The organism is Candidatus Chloroploca mongolica (genome assembly GCF_004762035.2).
Taxonomy (GTDB): Bacteria; Chloroflexota; Chloroflexia; order Chloroflexales; family Chloroflexaceae; genus Chloroploca; species Chloroploca mongolica.
Map to the genome: position 1 here is coordinate 1 of NZ_SIJK02000103.1, position 2,760 is coordinate 2,760.

Here is a 2,760-nt window from a genome sequence, read left to right on the forward strand (position 1 = left end):
ATGTATGCACCGCATTTGACCAAGACTCGTGTCCAAAGGTGCTTGACACATTCCGCTCGACCCCGATGAGTGCCTGCGTCGTGAGTCCAGCCGCCTCCATCAGGGGCACCACCTCGGTTGGGTGGGCAAAGTAAGCCTGCGGGAACAGCTCGCCCCGGTCGTGAACACCGGTCCGGAGCACGTGCTCGGTGTACGCGGGATCCTGGATGATCCAGAGCGGATCTTTCGCGGCAGCGTCGCGGAAGGGCGCAAAGCGCGACACAAAGGTCGCCGCCAGGAGCCCGCCGGGGCGAAGTCGGGTACACGCCTCGGCCACCGCCTGCGCCCGCTCTGCCTGGGTCAGCAAGTGATACAGCGGCCCGAACAGCAGGACGGCATCATAGGGGCCAGAGATCGTCGCTGGAAGGGCCAGCGCATCGGCCTGGACGACCGCCTCCAGCGTCACTGCCGAACGCTCGGCATAGTCATGCGCCTGAGCGAGCTGGGTCGCCGACAGATCCACCAGCGTCACCTGGTATCCCTGGGCTGCCAGCGCGACACTGTACCGCCCCGGCCCACCGCCGAGATCAAGCACCCGCGCTGGTGCTGGCGGGAGCGCCGCGTTCAGGACGCGCATCGTGACCGCAAACTCCGTGCGGTGCCGCTCCAGCCGCAGCCACTCACGCTCGCCATACGCATCATAGAACGATGCTACGCGTGACATCTCTCTCCTCCTGGAAATGCTACCGCACCGCCGATCACGTCAACTAGAGCTTCCTAGGTGTCATGGTACTTGCACCACAACCGATGCAGCCGGGCATCGAATTCGCTCACGAAGCAGAACTGCCTGGCCTCTTTTCCCTGGGTATCCACCGCCGTCCATAGCTGTCAGCCGGACTTTGGCTGTCAACTTGGCTGTCAACGGCAAAAAAGAAGCCTAGTGCCGAATTGACACTAGGCTTCCTAGAGTGGTGAGCCGGGTGGGGATCGAACCCACGACCCTCTGATTAAAAGTCAGGTGCTCTGCCGCTGAGCTACCGGCCCGCTGGTTATTATACCCTAGACTGTGATGAGCGTCAAAGGATTTTATGCACGCGAGGTTATGGTATCATAGGCTCCTATGAATGCCTCTTCTCGCTATGATGATCACGTTCCTCTGCGGGTAGCTATGCTTGCGCGGGTGGTCTTTCCGCTCCATGGCTATGGTGGTATCGAACGCCACGTCTTTCATCTGGTGACCCATTTGACCCGCCTCGGTGTCGCGGTGACGCTTTTTGTGCAAGAAGCCGATCCCGAACGCGTCGCTGGCTCCGATGTGGCGAGTCAGGCGATTACGCAGGGCCTTGCACGGGTTGTCTATCTGCGTTATGACTATACTTCCCCCGCTTTGCCGCCCAACGGTGTTGTCGGACGCCAATTCAATTATCCTTGGTATACTTGGCACCTTGGTCGTGTCGCGGCGGCAGCCGTCCGCCGCAATGAGGTCGATCTTGTGCATAGCCAGGGGCTCTGTGCGACTGGCTATGGCTTTATTCGCCAGCGCGATCCTTTGTTACGCCAGGTGCCGTTTGTTGCGAATCCCCACGGGATGGAGGAGTTTCGTACCCCCGATTGGCGCAAATGGGTCGCCTATGCTCCCTTTCGTTCCCTCTATGCCTATGGGCATCGCTGCGCTGATCGCGCGATTGCGACTGATGCTTGTACTCGCCACGATCTCCCTCGCTATCTTGGGGTCGATCCTTCCCGCGTCAGTGTGATCCCTTCGGCGATTGATGTGGAAGAGTGCCTCGGCTTTGTCTCCCCCGCGCTCCGTTCCCAACTTCGCCACCGCTTTGGCCTCGCTGAATCTGGCCTGACGCTGCTCAGTGTGGGCCGCCTCGAACGCAATAAGGGCTTTCACGTGATGCTCGCCGCCCTTGCCCAACTCCGCCACGAGTTGCCGCCAACCTGGCGCTGGCTGCTCGTTGGCAATGGCAAGGAAGAGGCCGCTCTCCGCGATGAGGCCGCGACGCTGGGCCTGGCTGAGCAGATTACGTTTGTCGGGCGCCTTGATGACGCTGAGTTGCATAGCCTCTATGAAGAGGTCGATCTTGTGGTGCATCCGACCCTCTATGAAGGCAGTAGCCTCGTGACGCTCGAGGGCATGATCCATCGCAAGCCGATGATCGCTTCAGCCGCTGGCGGTATTCCCGATAAGGTCTTTAGTGGACGCAATGGCTACCTTGTGCGCCCCGGTGATGTCGAAGACCTCGCCGCCAAGCTGCGCCTCGCGCTGGCCCGCCGCACACAGTGGCCTGCCTGGGGCGAAGAGAGCGTCCGTATTGTGCGTACGACCTTCGATTGGCCCGTCGTCGCCCGCAAAACCCTGAACCTCTATCGGGAGTTGCTGGTTTGACGCAACGGCGCAAAGCGATAGGTGGAGCTGCCTCAACCCTTCGCGCCTTCGCGTCTTCGCGTGAGCTGATCTGACGCAACGGCGCAACGGCGCAAAGCGATCGCTGGCGCTGCATCAAATCTTCGCGTCTTCGCGTCTTCGCGTGAGCTGATGTGACGCAACGGCACAACGGCGCAAAGGTATCGCTGGAGCTGCCTCAACCCTTCGCGCCTTCGCGTCTTCGCGTGAGCTGTTCTGACGCAAAGGCGCAACGGCGCAAAGCGATAGGTGGAGCTGCCTCAACCCTTCGCGCCTTCGCGTCTTCGCGTGAGCTGATTTTGACGCAAAGGCGCAACGGCGCAAAGGTATCGCTGGAGCTGCCTCAACCCTTCGCGCCTTCGCGTCTT

At 61.0% G+C, this 2,760-nt stretch carries 2 protein-coding genes and 1 tRNA gene; 1 reads left to right on the plus strand and 2 read right to left on the minus strand.

Annotation, left to right across the window (positions count from 1 at the left end; genetic code table 11):
• Together EYB53_RS24270 and EYB53_RS24275 are read right to left on the minus strand one after the other, a co-directional pair.
• On the minus strand, positions 1-703 hold a 703-nt coding region (locus EYB53_RS24270), incomplete at its 3' end, for a class I SAM-dependent methyltransferase (RefSeq protein WP_135482018.1).
• Positions 704-948: 245 nt separating this feature from the next.
• Positions 949-1,023: transfer RNA gene (locus EYB53_RS24275), tRNA-Lys, on the minus strand.
• Positions 1,024-1,099: 76 nt separating this feature from the next.
• On the opposite strand from EYB53_RS24275, the gene EYB53_RS24280 reads away from it, so the two are divergent.
• Entirely contained in the window at positions 1,100-2,374 is a 1,275-nt protein-coding gene (locus tag EYB53_RS24280) for a glycosyltransferase family 4 protein (protein WP_135482020.1), read from the plus strand.
• The last annotated feature ends 386 nt before the right edge of the window (positions 2,375-2,760 follow it).